The following is a 20,239-nucleotide window of genomic DNA, read 5'->3' as shown; positions in this document are numbered from 1 at the left end:
AAGAAGGGAATAATGAAATTATGAAAAGAAACATTTATTTGATGCTTTTAGGCGTTTTGGCGTTCAGCAATAGTTTCGGCCAAACGGTAGAGAAAACGCGCTTGGGCGCACGGGTAAAGGTGAACAATACTTGGGTTGAAATACAGTTTTACACCCCATCAATCGTCAGGATCATTAAAAGTCCCGAAGGTGAGAAGGTAAATAAAGCAAGTTTATCTGTAATCAAAAGCCCGCAGCAGCAAGCACTTAAGTTTAACCAGAGTGCAAAATTGCTTTCGGTTAAAAGCGCACAGCTCCATGTAACGTTGGATATTGCAACCGGTCAGTTAACTTTTTCAAAAACGGCAGGCAATGTGTTGCTGCAGGAAAAGCCTTCCGGAAGTTCTTTTACCACATTCAACGATGCCGGTATATCAACTTACTCGGTTTCTCAGTCATTTCAGTTAGACAAAGATGAGTCAATTTACGGATTAGGGCAGCAGCAACAGGGCAAAATGGTACAGCGCAACCTGAAGCTGAATATGGTACAGGGCAACACAGACGATTATATTCCCTTCTTCCAGTCGTTGAAAGGGTATGGGCTTTTTTGGGATAATTACTCGCCCACCGTTTTTCAGGATACTCCTGAAAGCACTTCTTTTAAATCTGATGTTGGTGATTGCATTGATTACTATTTTATGTATGGAGGCAACGCCGATGGAGTTATTGCCGGCATGCGCAATTTAACTGGTCAGGCGCCCATGTTTCCGCTGTGGACTTTTGGCTTTTGGCAAAGTAAGGAGCGATATAAAAGCCAGGATGAAGTGGTTGACGTGGTTAAAAAGTACCAGCAGTTAGGGGTACCCCTTGATGGTATTATACAAGACTGGCAGTATTGGGGTAATAATTATTTGTGGAACGCAATGGAGTTCTTAAATGTTGAGTTTAATAACCCTCAAAAAATGGTGAACGACGTTCATCGCATGAACGCACACATGATTATTTCTATCTGGAGCTCTTTTGGTCCACAAACAAAGCCTTATCATGATCTGGATAAAATGGGCGCTCTTTTTAACTTTTCGACCTGGCCGCAGTCTGGTGCCGAAAAGTGGCCCCCCAATCTAGATTATCCTTCGGGCGTTAGGGTTTATGATGCATACAATCCAAAAGCTCGTGACGTTTACTGGAGCTATTTAAACAAAGGGATATTTTCGCTGGGTATGGATGGGTGGTGGATGGACTCCACAGAGCCGGATCACTTGGATTTTAAACCACATGACCTGGACAGCAAAACTTATTTAGGATCGTTCAGAAAAGTGCGGAATGCCTATCCCTTAATGACTGTTGGCGGTGTTTCTGAACACCAGCGTGCTGAGAGCTCTAAAAAGCGAGTGTTTATTCTCACACGCTCAGCCTTTGCCGGGCAGCAACGTTACGGCGCCAATACCTGGTCTGGCGATGTTACTGCTTCCTGGCAGGCATTAAAAAATCAAATTTCGGCCGGATTGAACTTTTCCCTGTGCGGTATCCCTTACTGGAACTCCGACATCGGTGGCTTCTTCCTTTCACGCTTTCGCCAACGGCTAAACGATCCGGAGTACCGGGAGCTTTATGTGAGGTGGCTCGAGTTTGGAGCGTTCTGCCCGATGATGCGCTCACACGGCGCGGATGCACCACGCGAAATCTATCAATTTGGTAAAAAAGGAGATGAGGCATACGATGCCATCGAAAAGTACATTAACCTGCGCTACCGCCTGCTGCCTTATATATATTCTGCCTCTTGGGATGTAACCTCGCACCAGTCTAGCATGATGCGGGCACTGATGATGGATTTTGCAGCAGATAAAAAAGCCATAGATATTAATGATGAATTTATGTTTGGTAAATCTTTACTGGTGGCACCGGTTACCGAAGCCATGTTTGTAAAACCTGCTGTAAACGGTCGGGACAGTTTGCGTAAGGATGATTTTACCACTGTTAAAGCCAAGCAGGGATATCTGCCTGCAAATGTGTCTTGGTATGACTTCTGGACCGGCGAAAAACTGGTTGGCGGCACACGTATCAGTAAGCCGGTAGCGCTGGATGTAATGCCCTTATATGTAAAGGCGGGAAGTATCTTGCCACTCGGCCCCAAAGTGCAATACGCTGAAGAAAAAAGGTGGGATAATTTAGAGATTTTAATTTACCCGGGTGCCGACGGCAACTTTACGCTTTACGAGGATGAGAATGACAACTACCATTATGAAGAAGGAAAGTATTCAGAAATTAAGTTTCATTGGGACGATAAGAGGCATCAACTTTTGATTGCTGACCGGAAAGGCTCGTTTACCAACATGCTTGATAAGCGAAGCTTCAAAATACGTGTTGCGCCGGCAATGGTCGATGGCTCTGCCAACAAAGAGCGAGTTGTAAGTTACAGCGGTAAAGCGCAGGTAGTAAAATTATAGCTAAGCCATAATAATGAAGGTATTACATTTTAAATTATTACTGCCTGCTTTAATTTTAGGATTAGCAGGCAAGGCGCAAAACCCAGTTATACAAACTAAGTATACGGCTGATCCTGCACCGATGGTCTATCACGACACTGTGTATCTTTATACCAGCCATGATGAGGATGACGCCCCTCCGGGTCAGGGTAAATTTTTAATGCGCAATTGGTTGTGCTATACATCTGCTGATATGGTTAACTGGACCGACCAGGGTGAAGTTGCCTCTCTCAAAAATTTTAAATGGGCCGACAAAGCTTTAACTGGTTGGGGTGGGTTTGATAATGGTGCCTGGGCTCCGCAAACTGTTGAGCGTAACGGTAAATTTTACATGTACTGCCCGGTACAGGGAAGGGGTATTGGCGTGCTGGTATCCAATAGCCCTTTAGGTCCTTTTAAAGACCCTATAGGTGGTCCTTTAATTGGGGGAAAATTTGATAGTATTGATCCTACAGTTCTTATTGATGATGATGGCCAGGCTTATCTATACTGGGGAAACCCCAACCTGTGGTATGTAAAACTTAACCAGGATATGATTTCCTTAGCAGGTGAGATTACAAAAGACAGTTCTGTTGCAAAACGGACTGGCCAGCCCGACCCTTTCCATTATCAGGAAGGACCGTGGGCATACAAGCTTAATGGCTCTTATTATATGGCCTATGCCTCTACTTGTTGTCCGGAAGGTATTGGTTATGCTATGAGTAAAAGCGCCACCGGCCCATGGGAGTTCAAGGGCTATATTATGAAGCCCGATAAGGGGTCAACGGGCAATCATCCTGGCATTATTGCGTACAAAGGCAAATCTTACGTTTTTGGTTTTAATTACCGTTTAAACTTTATGCAAACCCCTCAGCATCACGAGAGGCGCTCGGTTTGCGTGGCTGAGTTGAAGTATAACCCCGACGGTACTATTATTGAATTGCCATGGTGGCAAGAGGAAGGTGTAGCACAAATTGGTACTTTAAACCCTTTTGTACGAAACGAGGCCGAAACCATTGCTTGGGAAAAGGGTGTAAGCACAGAACGCGACAGCTTGGCAGGAATGTTTGTGACCCGCATAGACAGCAACGACTATATCCAGGTTCGTGGTGTAAACTTTACAAGGAGCGCAAAATCATTTAACGCGAGCGTTTCTTCTGCTTATACCGGCGGCACTATCGAGATCCGTTTAGATAGTCTTAAAGGAAAGCCAATAGGGACATGTGTTATCAAGGGTAACGGCGGTTCAAATAAATGGCTTACTAAATCTTGTAAAATTACCGCTGCTAAAGGTGTACACGATCTCTATTTCGTTTTTAAAGGCGGCGGCAAACAGTTGTTTAATTTAAACTGGTGGAAGTTTAATTAAATGCAATAAGAGCCGGTAATAGTGCGCTCCATTTACATCAATTATCAACGCCACATCTCCCTTGCAACTTGTTTTTAAATAATATTACATGAAGTTTGTTACTCAGGTTATCCGACTAAGTATTTTGCTGATAATGAGCCACGCATTGGTGCAGGCGCAGGTTTTAAACGCAAGTTCGCCTAATCGTAAAATAAATGTACGGCTACTTCAACGGGGAGGTAAAAGTACTGATGAGTTGTACTTACAGGTTATTTATAAATCCGGTAAGCAGGAAGTAGAGGCTATTCCCGAAATAGCGTTAGGACTCACAAGGAGCGATCAAGACTTTTCAAAAAGCCTTAAAATTCTTCATATAAGCAAGCCTAAACTGATCAAGGAAAAATATGCTGCTTTACACGGCAAGAAGTCTGTTTGCGAAAATTCAGCATACGAGATTAAAGTGAGCCTCGAAAACTCATCTAAGTCGAAAATTAATGTCATAGTCAGGGCTTATAATGATGGGGTAGCTTTCCGTTATGAATTTCCGGGCAAACAGGGCACCTTTCAAATTTTGGATGAACAGACAACTTATACTATACCCCGCGAGACCAAGCGGTGGATGGAAAAATGGAATCCGGCTAACGAAGGCCTGTATACTGCCATGAGTGCTGAAAAGGTACAAAAACAGGAATGGAGCTATCCGGCACTTTTTCAAACTAAAGATACTAACTGCTGGTTTTTGCTGCACGAGGCGGACCTGAACGACAGCTATTGCGGTACAAAATTAAGTAATTTGCAGGATAGCGACCGCTATAAATTAAGCTTCCCAAACCCGCGGGACGGCAGGGGGCAGGGAGCCTCTAATCCAACCATCACGCTCCCCTGGGTATCGCCTTGGCGGGTAGTTTTGATAGGCGCCCTGCCAGATGTGGTAGCATCCACATTAGTTGATGATGTATCGGCACCATCCATAGTAAAAGAAACCAGCTGGATAAAGCCCGGCCTGGTATCCTGGAACTATTGGTCAAGCAACCACGGAACCAAAGATTTTAAAACCGTTAAAGCATTTGCTGACCTTGCCGCTGAAATGAACTGGCCGTATACCCTGCTAGATTGGGAATGGGATGCCATGACCAATGGCGGCAATGTGGAAGACGCCGCAAAATACATACTGTCTAAAGGAGTTAAGCCACTGATTTGGTATAACTCAGGTGGAAACCACACGTGGGTGGCTGCCACCCCTAAAGACCGTATGCTTACACACGAGAATCGGAAAGTTGAATTTGCCAAGCTCAAAAAGATGGGTTTTGCGGGTGTGAAGATTGATTTTTTTGAAAGCGAAAAGCAGGATATGATCCGGTATTACCTGGATATTTTGAAAGATGCCGCCGCTTACCAGATGATGGTTTATTTTCATGGTTGTCTGGTACCACGGGGTTGGTCAAGAACCTATCCGCATTTAATGACATATGAAGCAGTAAGAGGTGCAGAATGGTATAACAATGGCCCCGAGTTTACCATGACCGCCCCCGAGCATAACACCATACTGCCTCTTACACGGAATGTGGTTGGACCTATGGATTATACTCCGGTCACGTTTACCAATTCTCAGTTTCCGCATACTACCTCTTATGGGCATGAGTTAGCACTTTCTGTAGTGTTTGAATCCGGATTTCAGCACCTGGCCGATCGCCCAGACGGATACCATGATTTGCCCGATGCTGCTAAGACATTTCTTAAAAAGGTTCCCAACGCCTGGGATGAAACCCGGCTAATTGACGGCTATCCGGGTAATTATGTAATAATTGCCCGCCGTAAAGGTACTGCCTGGTATGTGGGTGCAATTAATGCAGAGAACAGAGAAATGAATCAGACGGTTCACTTGCCGTTTTTGCAAAGTGAATCCAACTATTCTTGCACTTTAATAGCCGATGGGGAACACGATAAGGGTTTTAAAACGCAGTCTTCGAAGGTAAATCATTCCAGTACTCTTGCGGTTAAACTCCTCCGTCGCGGAGGTTTTGTTGCAGTTTTTACACCGGATAATAATTAAAATCAGATAATGAAAGCTATTTCCATTTTTTTGATCATCCTGCTGCCTGCCCTTGTATTTGCCCAAAGCTATAAAAGGCATATGGTACGGGCCGACCGGGTTTCGATTGAACTTTCAAAAGGTGTGTTGGAGCTTATTCCGTTATCAGAAAAAGCCATTCGCGTGCAATGGCATAAGAACGGCATCAGGGAAGCGCAAGAAATTATTTTAATCAATAAGGTTCCGGTGCCAAAATTCACGGTCACATCAACCTTGGGCCAGTTAAAAATTACGACCCGTTCGCTTCAGGTTGTTTTTTCAAAAAATAATGGGGCGCTTACCTTTGCTGACAGTAATGGAAAAGCTTTTTTGCAGGAAAAAGCAGGCAGCCGAACACTTAGGGCTGATAGCGTTTCGGGCGAAGATTGCTTTGTGGCCGAGCAGAGTTTCCTTTCCACCAACGGTGAAGCTTTATTTGGACTCGGGCAATTTCAAGACGGCAATTTTAATCTCCGCAATGTGAGCCGTAAACTTACTCAGGTAAACACCCAAATAGCAATACCTTTTTTGTATTCAAGTAAAAACTACGGAATTCTTTGGCACCAGTACGGTTTAACGTATTTCAATCCGGCAGACAGTGCAGTTGCTCTCGTTGCAAGTAATACTATAACCACTGGAAAAAAAGCAGATGCAGAAGTGACCACAACGGCCGGTACTCAACGTGTGTCGCAACAACAAGCCGTTTACCGGGGGGAATTTAAGATCGGCCGCAACGGTAACTATTCATTTCTGTTAGATTTAGGGGATATGGATAACCGACACTTGGTTGTTATTGATGGCGTAGCACAAATCGATCAGTCCAATTTATGGCTTCCGCCCTCAGTTGGTAAGCTCGTGTATTTGAATGCTGGGGTACATACCGTTCAAATCGTCTGCAAAGCAACCAATAAACCTAAGTTGACATGGAAGCCGGCTGATAACCTGACCACTTTCCGTTCGCCTAATGCCAAAGCGCTGGACTATGTGATTTTTCGAGGTAATAACGCAGATGAAGTGATCGGAAACTACCGTAAGCTATCAGGCGAAGTGCCAATGCTTCCGTTATGGGCCTACGGCTTTTGGCAATGTCGTGAACGGTATACATCCGGCAATCATTTGGTGGAAACTATAAAAGAATTCAGAAAAAGGAATTTGCCTGTAGATGTAATTGTTCAGGACTGGCAGTACTGGGGCAAGTATGGCTGGGGAGTACCGAAATTTGATGAAGCGAATTACCCCGACCCTAAAGGTTTCATTGAGCATTTACATGATTTGAACGCACATTTTTCTGTGTCTGTTTGGGAAAACTTAGATAAGCGGTCTGATGTGGCCAAACCTTATATCGCTAAAAACCTGTACATTCCGAATAGCCCATGGATAGACATCTTTAATCCGGAGACGCAAAAGGTACACTGGAATGCACTTGATACCAACTTGTTTGCCAACGGCGTGGACTCGTGGTGGATGGATGCAACCGAGCCTGAAAATGATGCGCTTACAGGTAAGCAAACTTATTTAGGGCCGGGTAATTTTTACCGGCTAATTTATCCTCTTTTTGTAAGTAAAGCCGTTTATGAAGGGCAGCGCCGTTCAGACCCTCAAAAACGGGTAGCTATTCTTACCCGCTCTGCCTTTGCTGGTCAGCAGCGCTATGGCACTATCAACTGGTCTGGCGATATTGGTTGGAGCTGGGATACCTACAAGCGCCAGATTGTGGCCGGGCTAAATTACAACATGACGGGCATGCCTTACTGGACAACCGATATTGGCGGTTTTTTTAGACCGGGGCGCTCGCAGTACACTGATCCGCAATATCATGATCTGCTTACACGCTGGTTTCAGTGGGGCACTTTTAACCCTATTTTTAGGGTACACGGATACCAGTCTGAAACAGAACCTTGGAAATATGGTGAAGCCGTTGAAAAAAACATGAAAAAGATGCTCGTTCTGCGGTACCAGTTGTTGCCTTATATATACTCGTCTGCCTGGCAGGTATCTGCAAATGGTTCTACGCTCATGCGTCCGCTGGTAATGGATTTTGCAACCGATCAAAAGGCTGTTGAACAGCGATACGAATACCTGTTTGGCAAGTCAATGTTGGTTGCTCCGGTAACCGAAGCCGGTATTAAGGAGTTAGAAGTGTATTTGCCCCAATCTACTATTTGGTATGACTGGTGGAGCGAGAAGCAGTATAATGGCGGGCAAGTCATCAAAACCGATGCTCCGCAGGATAAAATACCTGTATTTATAAAAGCAGGTGCCATCATTCCGGTAGGTCCGCCTATGCAATATGCCAAAGAAAAGACTGCGGATACGCTGGATATCCGCATTTACAGCGGTGCGAACGGTACGTTTGAATTATATGAGGATGAGGACGACAACTATAACTATGAAAAAGGGAAATTTAACCTAATTCCATTTAGCTGGAACAACGCCACAAAAATCCTGACTATAGGTCCATCAGCCGGAAAGCCTTTCCCCGGAAAGTTGAAGGCCAGAATTTTTAACATTGTGTTGATAAATGGCAAAAGCAAGGCAGATGCGCATAATAGCAAGCAATTGCGCTATAACGGTGAACGGCTAACAACTAAAGTAGAGTAAGCGAGAGTTAACTTTCATCACTGTTTCTCGACCTGCAACCTAAGCTCTGAAAACCGTTGAACGTTAACTGCCGGAAATTACAGTAGAATAACGAAAGGTACTATAAAGAAAGGTCTGGAAAATAGATTTCCAGACCTTTCTTTGCATAAAAGTTTAGATCGAATTTATTTCTTTTCCACGTCGAAATACTCCGCTTTTATACCTCTATCCCGAACAACAAGCGTATCCTTGGTGGCATACCGCAAGTTGAGATTTTTGAAGTTAACGGTGTAATCTAAATAAATGGCGCTCCTATCGGCTCCTCCTATACTGTTTTTTTCTCCTTTAGAAACAAACTTGCCCGTTCCTGAGATTTCGAAATCGGCCGAATTGCTGCCTACTGTACAGGTTCCGTTATCGGCAAAGGTTAAAACCAATGTAAAAGGAACGTTATTGCCTGCGCTATTTTTAATTGTTAAGGGCAGGGTAACAGATTTTAATGAACTGGTTGTAGTGCTCACCAACTGGTCGTTTTCAACATAGGTGGCATGGCGGGTAGCAGAAGTGGGCGAGCCGCCGGCGGGCGTAATTTGATCTACGCCTCTGCGTAAATAGTTAGCCTGCCAGGGGTTCACAAACTTAACCGCATACAGAACATAGTCTTTAGGCCTGGTAGTCCAGTTCAAGGGTACAACACGGGATGGATTAGCCGTCGTTGGAGTACCTTTAAGAATAGAATCGGCACCGCTTACATTAGTCATTACCAAAGGGATAACGTAATTTCTGGTTAAAGCTTTTGGGTCAGCAAAAAAAGCATCGGTTAATTGTACATCTACCCCGCCCAGTGTATTACCAGATGGAATTGTCAGTTTGTTAGATGTTAACTGATAATATTGCGCTGGCATAGCCGCTATTTTCGAACCGCCATTGTTAAAATAAAGATTATCCAACAGAGTCTCATCAACCTTCACGTCTATTACCACATCTTTTTTGTTTTCGTAAACGCCTCCCATGGTAGCCTTTATAGATATTTTGTGCTGGTTATCTAAAGAATTATCTACAAACAAATCTTCTCCAAGTACAACAGTTCTTAAAGGATATTGGTTAGCAAAGTACACTGTCGAATAATTGAAGTCAGGAAAGGGGGCATCGTCATTTTTGCATGACGACAGCAAGCCGGCTGCAACCACCAAGCCTGTAAGTATTTTATAAATTTTCATATCATTTATCTAATTAAAATAATGCTGTGGTTACTAATTATTTCCATCCTTGGTTCTGCAGTAGCTGGCTGTACTTCAATACTTCAGAATTTGGAATTGGTCCGAAGTACATGTAGCTCTGGTAAGAACGCGTTTCCACATTATTAAGCGGCGTGTAAACAGTACCGTTTACATCCAGTCCTCTTGCTGTTTCATTCAATTTACTTAAGTCAACTTTCCACCTGCGTAGATCCCAGAAACGGAAACTTTCAAAACAAAGTTCCAGGCGGCGTTCGTTACGGATCAGTTCGCGCATTTTAGCCTGATCGCCTTTACACTCCTCTAAATAAGGGTCGGTGTTAAGGCCCAGGGCCCTTTTGCGGATAGCTTTAATTATATCATAAGCCGAGTAGGAGCGGGTTCCGGTTCCTGTTGGTCCAAAGGCTTCATTAGCGGCCTCTGCATAGTTCAGATAAATTTCTGTATACCGAATGCGGGGGGTGTAATGATTTTTGCCGCTTATAGAATTTGGGTTACGGTTCACGTCCATCCGTAAACGCTTTTTCATATAATAGCCGGTACGGGTTGAAGTAGATCTGACGTTGACACCGTCATCAGAACCGGATGCACTGCCAGTTCTGATCACTGTGTTGCTTACACCTGCGGTACTGCCATTGTATATAATATATCTTGCAAACCTTGGATCTCTTCCGGTATATGGATTAGCAGGGTTGTAATTGGCATTCGGATGGCCTATAGGATAACCATTAGCCATCGGGAAAGCATCTACCAAATTCTGAGTGGGGTTCATAAAGCCGGTACCAAATAAACTAGGCGGAAAGTTTTGAGCTTCCTGTGTACCGTCACTAGTGGCAACGTTTTGTCGCCATATAATCTCAGGCGGATTAATTCCTCCGCCAATTCCATCAACCTCAGCTGTGTTGGCATAGTATGTGCCGCCGTTCTGTGGTAAAGCATTAGCGCCCCCTTTATAGTCAATTATGGCAGCGGAATATGTAGCGGCATCTGTCCACGTAACGGTGTTAGAACTGTTTTGGAAAGCCGGACTGGCAGCTAACAACGCTAACCTGGCTCTAAAAGACTTAGCAATTAGCCCATTAAATAATTGACGCGCAAACTGTCCCATAACCCGGTTATAAGTTTCGGCGTTTTGTGTGTAAACTTTGAACCGGTCCGGAATCTGGGCGCCCGAGGCAACATCGTTATACTCAACCGGCAAATAAGTTTCGGCACTGTCTAAATCTTTGTAAGCCTGTTTAACACAGGCATCAAAACTAGCTCGTGGCACATTAAAGTCGGCGTTAGGGGTTTGGTATTGCGTAATTATGGGCACGCCGGTTAACTGCCCGTTGCTTGCTACACCGCCGTGGTGGCGCAGCAGGAAATACATATACAGCCCGCGTAAACCAAATGCTTCTCCGCGCATCCTGATGTTAAAAAGCTTTGATGCTTCAGGGTCTTCTGCCCACTTTACTTTTGCTGAGTTTTCCAGAAAAAGGTTGATATATTGTATAGCCTCATAAGACTGGTTCCATACCGAAGCCGGATTGTTGGTTGCCGTCCACGAACCTGTGGTTAGTTGCTGATAGGCTTGCCCCAATTGGTTGGTTACCGCGTCATCTGTGGCATATTCCGAATTGTCATAGTAATTAGGAATGGTACGGTATGCATTAACCAAAAAGCCTTGCGCAAAATTTGCGTCGGTGTACATTTGGTCAAGGGTCTTTAAATTTTCCGGTTCGGGTTCAAGGAGCTTTTTACAGCTTGTTAGAGCCACAACCGCCAACGTCAAAATTGTTATGTAAAATTTCATATCGTTACGATTTACTTAGTTCGTTAAAAAGAAGTTCGGACACCCAGGTTAAAAAAACGTGTTTGTGGTGCCGAACCTATGTTAGTTTCCATAAGTTCACGCTCTTTTGATAAGACGAGCAGGTTATCGCCCTGCACATACACGCTCAAACCGTGAACAAACGACTTTTTAAAGATTTCCTCATTAAAATCATAGGTAAATTGTACCCTGTTCAGGTTAAAGCGGTTGGTTTTGTACATCCAAAAAGTTGAGTTACGGAAATTGTTGGTGCTGTTGGTTGTTAAACGCGGGTAAGTAGCTGAGTTTTTGTTGGCCTCTGTCCAGCGTCCTAAAACCACTTCAGAATACTTACTGGTACCGCCTGCCCAGTAATAAGAACTGTTTTTAAATGCAACAGATCCAACGTTTCCTGAGCCCAAGGCAAACAAGGTTAGGCGTTTCCATTTTACTGTAAGATTAAGGCCGTAGTTAAATGGCGAAGCTGCAAATCCGGTATGGCCTAAGTCTGTCTGATCCCTGCTGTCAATCAAGCCATCGCCATTAATGTCTTTGTACTTGATATCACCAGGCTTTACCGTGCCAAACGTTTGGCGGGCATAGCTGTCTATTTCAGCCTGGCTTTGAAAGAAGCCCTCGCTTACATACCCATAATTAGCATCTAAAGGTCCGCCGGTTCTGGCCAGATAACTTTCTGCCGGCGTTTCATCCCTGCGCAGTATTTTAGAGTTATAGAACATGCCGGTAACTCCTAAAGAGTATTGTACCTGCCCGATTTTTTTGTTCAGGTTAACTGCAAAATCAACGCCCGAACGCTTCTCTTTGTTAAAATTAATCCAGGGGCGAAAATCACCCGATCCTGAGAAATAAGATGGATAAATGGTTAGGCCACGTGCAAGCAACCCATCGGTGGTTTGCGAGAAATAATTAACATCCAACGTTATCAGGTTTTTAAAAAGCGAGCCATCCAGGCCAACCCTGAACTCATTCCGCTTAACGAAAGTTAAATCGGGATTGGCTGCTTGTCCGGAAAGGGTAGTCCGGCCACCTGCAACGTTATCCCGCCATTGATAATAACCACCAAAGGTAGCGGTGTTGCTATAATAGCCTTGGTATAGATAGTGGTCAACCGGCTCAGCTGTGTTATTAGCTCTGTAACCGGTAATGTCCAGGTCTTGATTTATGGAGGCGTAAGAAGATGTTATTTTCAAATTGTCCAGAAAGGAAACTTTGTTCTTCAAAAAGTTTTCATCACTGATACGCCATCCGAGTGTAATGGTAGGAGATAGGGCATCCCGCTTACCCGGAGGCAGCTTGGCAGAATGTACTAGCGCACCTGAAAAATCTAAATAGTACTTGCGGCGGTAATTATAACCGGCCTGAAAGCCCAGATTAGTGTTTTTGACAGGTTGATAATCGCTTCCGCCTTCATTGTCGATATCGCTTGAGAATTGCGTTTTATACCACCAGCCCAGTAAGGTAGCCGTCACGTTATGGTCTTGTGCGAAAGTACGGCCATAATCAAACTGCGATCTGAAAGACATGGTTTGTGTATAAGTTGACCGGCCTACAAATTCGCTGGTAGAGTTCCTGTCCTCGCCAAACCTTTCCAGAGCGGTTATAATATCCCGGCCGTTTACAGTAGACCATGTTGGCCGGTAGGTGGCATAAGGCAATTGATACGCTTCAGAATACAGTGAGGTATAATCCATACTGGTACCTGTAGAAAAAGACAAGCCTTTAATCAAAGAACCCAGATCAGCTCTTGCATTTAAATTGTAAAGAAAGGAACGAGACCGGGTTTTAATGTAACCCGCTGCCAGCATATCCGAAAATACGTTAGTTGGATTAGTACTTTGCCCACCGAGTAAGTACTGCCCATCAATTATATGATTACTGTTCTTTACAATGGTTTGAAGTGCCGCATTATTCGGATCAAGCAGGCTGATAGGAATAAGCGGTGAAAAGCGATTGAAGTTTGGTGTTATTGTTGAACTTGCTCCCCAAAAATCGCCCCTGCCTGCATAATTATCATTAAGGTTTGCCACTGCATTCACAGAAGCTGTAAGCCATTTTGAGAGGTTCATGTCAACATTACCCCTAACATTGAATGCAAAATCCTTATTCTTTTTTTGTTCACCGTAGTTTACCAAACTGTTGTTTGATGTTAAGCCGATGTTGGTATAGTAACGGGCAAATTCATTACCACCCGAAACCTCAGTGGTGACATCTGACCGGTAATAGGTTTTTTTAAGATAGTCTGAACTGAAAAAATCAATGTCGGGGTACCGGAAAGGATTGTTACCTGCCCTTGTATTATTGATGTCATCCTGGCTATATCCTGCGCCGGCGGTTGCAATTCCGTCATTGGTTAAGGCCTCATTATATAAGGTCATATAATTTGCAGCATCGAGATACTTGGGGTATGCTTTGGGCACAAAAAGCCCGGCATTGCCACGCACATCTATCCGTAGCGGGCCAATACTACCGCGTTTGGTGGTGATAAGGATTGCACCTTTTGCAGCGCTGCTGCCATAAAGCACAACTGCGCTTGCACCTTTAAGTACTGTAATAGATTGTATCTCAACCAGTCGTACGTCAGATGTTCGCCTTGGTACACCATCCACTAGTATAAGGGGCGCTTGCCCCCAGATGTTGCCTGTATAGCCGCCTACGAAGCTTTGCAGGTTGTCGAGACTATTAGTGCCGTAACTCTTTTTCAATAACTCCGAAACGTTGACCGTAGACACTGCACCCAGCAAATCTTCTTTGGCAACCGTTCGGAATGCGACATTAACGAGGCTGTCATTTTTTTCCTGACCCTGAGCTTTTGCCATGCTTACTAACAGTGCGGCAAATAGAACACAACAGGCCTTTATATTTTTTTTCTTCATTGTGATTGAATGTTAATTACCAACCTGGATTCTGCTTAAAATCACTATACATATTGACGTCCTCTGTGCGGAACGGCAACCAGTAATGGCGCTGGCCCAGTTGCCTTTCAAATAATATGGTTTCTCTAAAATTTCTTACACGTGCGTTTTTAGGGTCGGCATATACCTGGGCATTGGGTAGCGCCCTGTCAAACTCTATGGCTTTTTTATAGGTGTATGGGCGCTCGGTTAGCAGCAACCAACGGCGCAAGTCGTTAAACCGGTGGCCTTCAAACGCCAGTTCTACTGCGCGCTCGCGTCTAAGCTCACTTAAAAAACTTGTGTTCGAACTCAAATACTTTGCTGCTACACCAGGTACACCCGCACGGGCACGTATTTTATTTACAGCAGCAACAGCTGTAAGTGAATAGCCGGGCGCGCTGGCCTGCGGGCTGCCATAACCCATAGCAGCAGCCTCGGCGTACATCAAATAAACGTCTGCCAACCGCATTAAGCTTAGTATAAAGGTGTTGCCATCTCTGTGCCCGTCATAGTCATTCATCAGCTTAGAAACCAGTTTTGAATTCATATAACCGGTCCAAACTTTTTTGTTACCATCAGCCGTACGGAATAGACCGTTGGTAAAAAGACTTGCATATTGCCTGTACTCATTATTGCCTACAGCTTGTGCCGTTAAAACACATTTCTCGCCATCTATCAGGATATCGTTATAAAAACGAGGGTCACGGTTTTTCCAGGGATACTCAGGGTCATATCCGCTTTCGGGGTCGGGTTTTTCAGGATCAGCAATGGGTAGTCCGTTCGCCATCCCATAGTAATCCGCATAATTCGCGGTAGGGTAAACCTTGATGCCTGATGGGTGAATAGTGAGCGGCCGGTAATCGTTTACTTGGTTCCAGCGCCAGCGATCATTTGAACGAGCGAGATTCTCTAAAAAGATCGCCTCTTTTAAACCAGGAATTTTACCGCCTTGATTCCAGGTATAAAACACATCACTTATTTGTGAATAAGGTGCCAGTTCATAACGCTGGGTTGATTCAATAATTTGCAGCATCTGCGCAAATGTATCAGCCGCTTTTTTGCAGTATTCGGTGTTGTAGGTACTGCTGCCGGTAGATTCCCTGTTCATTAACGGACTGCCGGCAAACAGGTAATTTTTGGCTTTAAAGCCCAACGCCATAATTTTGTTGATGCGCGTATTGTTGCTGCCAAGGGTTTGCTTTCCAACAACGGTTTCGTCCCAGTTTAACGGTAGTAAATCAGCTGCCTTCTGCAAGTCTGCTGCAACCTTATCGGCTGTTGCCTGGTAGCTTAAACGCGAAACTTTGATTACCTGATCGGTTGGGAAAACCTGGTCTATATAAGGCAGGCCGCCCCAATACTGCATTAACTGAAAGTGGAAAAAGCCCCTAAAAAAGTATAGTTGTCCTGCAATTAAATCTTTTTCTTCCTGGGTTGCTTCTGTTAACAGGTTCAGATTGGCCAGACCCACGTTAGCTTTCCTGATACCATACCATGATAATCCCCATAGTTCGCCTTTGGTTAAGTTGGGGTCCGAACCGGTACCGTTAGAGGCGCCGCTGGCGTCGGTACCTAAAAAGTTATAATAGGTGTTGGTCCAAGCCATGTAGTTGCCATTATCAATATGGTAAGATAATAGCCGTGTTTCTCCAAGCTCCCAAAACTCATCTTCGCCTAAGTTAAAGCTGCTATGTGCTTTAGATACGGTTAGCAATGGAATGCAGTTATATAGCTCTTCCGTAAAGCCCTGAAAGTTTCTAAAATTTTTGTAGGGATCTGCATCCTGTATATCGGCAAGGGGCGACCTTTCCAGATATTTTTTGCATGAACTTAACGCACCAGTGCCTAACACAATTATGAAAGGCAAAAGTATTTTTGTAAAGAGATTTTTCATCTTTAATATGATTTATAGGGTGATATCAAGACCTAAATTAAAACGTCTTACGGTAGGATAGGCGCCACCACGTGGATCTCCGCTAAAGTTTGATTCGCGGTCATCCAGCATCTTGGTCCATAACAGCAGGTTATTGCCGTTAACAAAAATGCGACACGTTTTTAGCCCTAGCTTGCTTACATAATTGGTGGGCAGGCTGTAACCAATTTCGGCGTTCTTTAAGCGTATGTACGATGCGTCATAATAGTAACGGGTACCATCGCCACCAAAGGCGTCTAACACCGTCCAGCGGGGTGGAGGCACCTCGCCGCCGCCATCCTGTAAGTACCAAAAAGGTTTTTCTACAAAAACTACGTTGCTTTTCCCTTGGTAGTCTGGAAATATTACCTCGCGGGTTACATTGTTTACGGCGTAAAATTGTACAAATAGGCTCAGGCGTTTCCATTCAAAACCCAACGAAGCGTTGTAAGTATTTTGCGGATTGGATGTATAACCGAAAGGCGCCCTGTCTTTATCGTCAATAATACCATCGGCGTTATAGTCAACAATATTATAATCGCCGGGCAACCTGTTTTGGTTATTAGAAAGCCGGGCTGTGCTGCCATAAATATCATCCCAACTTTTAATAAATCCGTTATCAATATAGGTTCTGGTTTGCCCAATAGCATAGCCTGCCTGTTTCTGGTAAGCTGGAGTCAGTTCAGGGTCATCACGGAAAATGGTTTTATTTTCGGCGTGGGTAACAGCGGTATTAGCCCATATACGGATGTTATTGTTAAAGGTGTGGGTTAGCCTAAGTTCAACTTCATAACCTTTGCTAATAACTTCACCTAAATTGGCCCTTGGCGCATTTAGGCCAAAGCCATAAAAAGAAGGAATAGCACGGGCTCCGCCGTTAACCATCACATCGGTTCTTCTGTCCCTGAAAACATCCACGTTGCCCGATATTTTTCCTTTCAGGAAACTATAGTCGACACCCAGGTTGCGCTTTTCAACGGTTTCCCATGATAGGTTGGGGTTACCCATAGTGCCCACCCGGTAAATAGTATAGGGTGTAGCAACGGCAGGGCTACCCATTGGGGTGTTACCGGTGTACTGATAGGCATCTCTAAAAGGCCAGCGCGCACCACCCAGGTTATCATCACCAATTTTACCCCATGAGCTGCGAATTTTCAATAAATCAACAAACGCCAGATTCTTCATGAATTTTTCATTACTAAGCGTCCAGCCTAACGAGAGTGAAGGGAAGAAGGCAAATCGATAGTCGGGCCCAAATTGCTCTGAACCGTTATAAGCGCCATTGGCTTCTAACAGGTACTTAGCTTTGTAAGCATAAGTAACCCTGAAAACCCAATCTTCCCTAAAAGTGGGAAATGCGCCTCCCCGTGCAGTTCTCTGCCGTTGCATCAGGCCCATGGCAGTTACATCATGATCGCCAAACATACGGGCATAGTTTAACTGAAACTGGTAGTTTACGTTGCGGTAGGTAGCCGCCCTGTCTACCTCTCCCGGAGCAACAGACCAAGCAATAGCATTAGTGAAATCAAACTGTGTACCTGTGTTTCTGCTCTGTTCGTAAGAAGCAAAACCGGTAGAAGGGCTTATCCATTTACGTTGGGCTGGGTTGTTTTGATCATTAATGCCACGTCGCCTTTCCAGAAAGCTATTGTCCAGCGAGAGGCTCGATCTGAAGCTAAGGCCCTTTGTTATCATATCCAGCTGTTGCTGCAAAATAAAGTCGGTGGTGAGCTGGGTTGCCGTGCGTTTTTCTACGCCCGAAAAAGCCAGCCAAAACGCGGCATTGGGTTGGTCCTGAATTGCAGAGGGAAAGTAGCCATAAGTACCGTCTGAATAAAAAGGGCGGAAAGAATCCGGCGCTGTACGGTAAGCTGATGACCAGAAAGCCTGTTCCCCATCGGCCATGTTATAAGGCAATTGACGAACACCGTTTGATCCAAATAACTTAGTGGAGAATTTGGTAGTCTTGGTAACGTTAAAATCAAGATTACTTCGAACGTTGGTACGGTTGTAACCAAAGTTTGACTCATATCCGCGGCTGTTAGGAAAGGTCTTAAACAAATCGCCTTCACGTACAAGATCGACGCCTGCGAAATAGGTGACAAACTTTGAGCCTCCTGAAACATTAGCCGCCGTATTGTAAGACATGGCCTTATTTCTAAACAACTCGTCTTCCCAATTTACATTGGGGTAACGGTCCCATTCTTCTGCATTTGCTGGGTTGCGGTATTTGTCAATTATTAATTTAGGAGTATAGCCCGACCATACGTTCGGATCTACTATTGATTCTCTTTCAATAATCCGGTTTTTTATCATCAAGGCATCATACGAATCATATTTTTCAGGAAGCCTTGAGGCTACCTTTGCTGTTACATTTGACCGTATTTGAATTTGTGGTTTTCCTTCTACCCCACGTTTGGTAGTAACCAATATTACTCCGTTGGCGCCTCTTACGCCATAAACAGCTGTTGCAGAGGCATCTTTCAGAACCGAGATGCTTTCTACAGAAGAAATATCAAGCGAACTGATGGAGCGTTCAATCCCATCCACCAAAATAAGCGGCGAACTATTATTCCAGGAACTTTGCCCACGAATGAGAATCTGCGGGTCTTCGCTACCCGGCATGCCAGTAGAAGATGTGGTAACAACGCCCGGCAAATTTCCGGTTAATGCCATGCCCAAATTGGTAACGCCGCCTGTACGCTCTAATACTTTCCCGGTTGTTTGGGTAATAGCGCCCACAACGCTGGTTTTCTTTTGCTGGCCGTACCCTACTACAATTACCTCGTTCATGGCTTTTGTTTCACCATCGAGCACAACATTAATAGGAGAATTACCCGAAACACTTACCTCCTTGGTGAGCATGCCCACATAAGAAACAACAAGAACTGTAGTGCCGTTAGGGACAGCAATGGTGAATTTTCCGCTTGCATCCGACATGGTTTTTCTGGCGTTGCTACCTTTGGTCGCAATCACCGCACCGATCACCGGCTCTCCGCCTTTATCGGTAACCGTTCCTCTCAGCGTTACGCTGTTTTGGGCCTGCGTTCCCAAAGCCTTAAAAAGCAGAAGCAAGACCAGAAAAGAAATCTTTGAAAATCGCTTTTTTGTATTTTTAATGATGATCATTTCCTTGAGAATGAATAAGTAATGGTTTTTACTAATTGGTTGGTGAATTTTTTTACTGGTGTAAAATGCGCCTCACCAAACATCGATGTGGTTTGAGTAAGGCATCCAGTTAACTAAACTTATCGCACTCTATTGTCTATTATAATACCCTCTCATCAGGCCCAACCGGCAGGCCATTTTTTGAATCGGAACAAAGGGTTTCTAATAATTTGATTGGAGAAGTAAACCTGTTACCATATAAGGCTGAATATTTCTGGTTTCGTAATTGATTAGTTAGTTAAAAAATTCATTGTTAGCAGCTACAACTTTATAGCTGCGCACAGGTAGGCTACGTCGGTGTTCTCATGACGATCGAGGTTTAATCAGTAATTGGTTATGTGTTCGAGCAAAAGGAAAGGCAGAAGTAATTGCCCCGGTTTATAACATGCTGTTGAACAAATCAAATTTATCAGCCTGAATCATGAAAAAGTTACGCTGTCGTTGAAAAAGATAGCATAAATGTCAATTGTACACTAAAAATATTTAAGCGTGTATATTTTTGTAATATGCTGATTGATAATAGCTTGTGGTAATTGTAAAAGCGCTTGTAAAGAAACAAATGATTGTTTGCGTCATTTTGCTATGACGCAACGATAAAGTTGTTTGGCAATGTTGAAAATTGATATGAGGCGCTCAAATGCTATTAATAATTAAAGCATTAATGCAAAGTTGCGGCATTTTAATATGGCCGTTTAGTTATATATCAAGGCAGGGTTTGCTGAAGGTAAGATTACTGTAACAGCGCTAGGGCCTACGGCGTAAGGCTGCGGA

Annotated in this window: 9 protein-coding genes; 4 read left to right on the top strand and 5 right to left on the bottom strand. The window is 44.2% G+C overall.

Features of this window, described 5'->3' with window-relative positions; all coding sequences use genetic code 11:
- The first annotated feature begins 20 nt into the window (after positions 1–20).
- From ABDD95_RS22620 to ABDD95_RS22605, 4 genes are all read left to right on the top strand, one after another.
- Positions 21–2,426 (top strand): TIM-barrel domain-containing protein, encoded by a 2,406-nt coding sequence (locus ABDD95_RS22620; RefSeq protein ID WP_345949636.1) that lies wholly within the window; start codon positions 21–23, stop codon positions 2,424–2,426.
- Between the two features lie 13 nt (positions 2,427–2,439).
- The gene (locus ABDD95_RS22615; RefSeq protein ID WP_345949635.1) at positions 2,440–3,813 is read left to right on the top strand and encodes a glycoside hydrolase family 43 protein; all 1,374 of its coding nucleotides are present in this window, start codon (positions 2,440–2,442) and stop codon (positions 3,811–3,813) included.
- An 88-nt stretch (positions 3,814–3,901) separates the two neighbouring features.
- Positions 3,902–5,845 (top strand): glycoside hydrolase family 97 catalytic domain-containing protein, encoded by a 1,944-nt coding sequence (locus ABDD95_RS22610; protein WP_345949634.1) that lies wholly within the window; start codon positions 3,902–3,904, stop codon positions 5,843–5,845.
- Positions 5,846–5,854: 9 nt separating this feature from the next.
- Positions 5,855–8,464 (top strand): TIM-barrel domain-containing protein, encoded by a 2,610-nt coding sequence (locus ABDD95_RS22605; RefSeq protein ID WP_345949633.1) that lies wholly within the window; start codon positions 5,855–5,857, stop codon positions 8,462–8,464.
- Positions 8,465–8,628: 164 nt separating this feature from the next.
- Here ABDD95_RS22605 and ABDD95_RS22600 read toward each other — a convergent pair whose 3' ends face one another.
- Genes ABDD95_RS22600 through ABDD95_RS22580 form a run of 5 tightly spaced genes read right to left on the bottom strand, consistent with a single transcriptional unit; the run spans position 8,629 to position 19,354 of the window.
- Complete coding sequence (locus tag ABDD95_RS22600) at positions 8,629–9,663, bottom strand: DUF5627 domain-containing protein (RefSeq protein ID WP_345949632.1); 1,035 nt, start codon at positions 9,661–9,663, stop codon at positions 8,629–8,631.
- Positions 9,664–9,700: 37 nt separating this feature from the next.
- Positions 9,701–11,476 carry a RagB/SusD family nutrient uptake outer membrane protein gene (locus ABDD95_RS22595; protein WP_345949631.1) on the bottom strand — a complete coding sequence of 592 codons (1,776 nt, stop codon included), beginning with the start codon at positions 11,474–11,476 and terminating at the stop codon, positions 9,701–9,703.
- Positions 11,477–11,499: 23 nt separating this feature from the next.
- A complete protein-coding gene (locus ABDD95_RS22590) occupies positions 11,500–14,367 on the bottom strand; it encodes a SusC/RagA family TonB-linked outer membrane protein (RefSeq protein ID WP_345949630.1) in 2,868 nt (955 codons plus the stop codon).
- Between the two features lie 16 nt (positions 14,368–14,383).
- Complete coding sequence (locus ABDD95_RS22585) at positions 14,384–16,282, bottom strand: RagB/SusD family nutrient uptake outer membrane protein (protein WP_345949629.1); 1,899 nt, start codon at positions 16,280–16,282, stop codon at positions 14,384–14,386.
- A 12-nt stretch (positions 16,283–16,294) separates the two neighbouring features.
- The gene (locus tag ABDD95_RS22580; RefSeq protein ID WP_352432920.1) at positions 16,295–19,354 is read right to left on the bottom strand and encodes a TonB-dependent receptor; all 3,060 of its coding nucleotides are present in this window, start codon (positions 19,352–19,354) and stop codon (positions 16,295–16,297) included.
- Positions 19,355–20,239 lie beyond the last annotated feature (885 nt).

It is taken from the genome of Mucilaginibacter sp. PAMB04274, assembly GCF_039634385.2.
In the GTDB taxonomy this organism is placed as follows: domain Bacteria; phylum Bacteroidota; class Bacteroidia; order Sphingobacteriales; family Sphingobacteriaceae; genus Mucilaginibacter.
Note: the sequence above shows the minus strand (reverse complement) of the source record. Positions and strands in the feature narration are given on the sequence as shown.

Bases quoted from the DNA above. Each gene is read 5' to 3' on its own strand.
- ABDD95_RS22615 (WP_345949635.1), top strand. From the start codon at position 2,440: ATGAAGGTATTACATTTTAAATTATTACTGCCTGCTTTAATTTTAGGA.
- ABDD95_RS22590 (WP_345949630.1), bottom strand. From the start codon at position 14,367: ATGAAGAAAAAAAATATAAAGGCCTGTTGTGTTCTATTTGCCGCACTG.
- ABDD95_RS22595 (WP_345949631.1), bottom strand. From the start codon at position 11,476: ATGAAATTTTACATAACAATTTTGACGTTGGCGGTTGTGGCTCTAACA.
- ABDD95_RS22620 (WP_345949636.1), top strand. From the start codon at position 21: ATGAAAAGAAACATTTATTTGATGCTTTTAGGCGTTTTGGCGTTCAGC.
- ABDD95_RS22585 (WP_345949629.1), bottom strand. From the start codon at position 16,282: ATGAAAAATCTCTTTACAAAAATACTTTTGCCTTTCATAATTGTGTTA.
- ABDD95_RS22600 (WP_345949632.1), bottom strand. From the start codon at position 9,663: ATGAAAATTTATAAAATACTTACAGGCTTGGTGGTTGCAGCCGGCTTG.
- ABDD95_RS22610 (WP_345949634.1), top strand. From the start codon at position 3,902: ATGAAGTTTGTTACTCAGGTTATCCGACTAAGTATTTTGCTGATAATG.
- ABDD95_RS22605 (WP_345949633.1), top strand. From the start codon at position 5,855: ATGAAAGCTATTTCCATTTTTTTGATCATCCTGCTGCCTGCCCTTGTA.